1 protein-coding gene is annotated in these 244 nt (G+C 56.6%); it reads right to left on the reverse strand.

Going from position 1 to position 244, the window contains the following annotated elements:
* The coding region (locus SB822_RS59950) for an FAD binding domain-containing protein (RefSeq protein WP_410859491.1) at nt 1-244 on the reverse strand (244 nt) is incomplete at both ends.

Raw genomic sequence — 244 nt, forward strand, 5'->3', positions numbered from 1 at the left:
GCAAGCGATCTTGCTTGCCATAAGCAATGAAGAACTTTTCCAGCGGTATGGTGCGGCGCTCCGCCCCTTTGCGAAGCGTCAGCCTGGCATTGAGCGCAATTAGCGGCGGTGGCGTATCGCCAATCGGTGAGCCATTGGCGATGTTACCGCCGATGGTTCCCATATTACGCACCTGTTCACCGCCAATGCGGTTGATAAGCTGGCCGAGCTGCGGAATGCGCTTGGCAAGAAATCCGAATGCTTC

This window comes from Paraburkholderia sp. SIMBA_054 (assembly GCF_046534875.1).
Taxonomy (GTDB): Bacteria; Pseudomonadota; Gammaproteobacteria; order Burkholderiales; family Burkholderiaceae; genus Paraburkholderia; species Paraburkholderia hospita.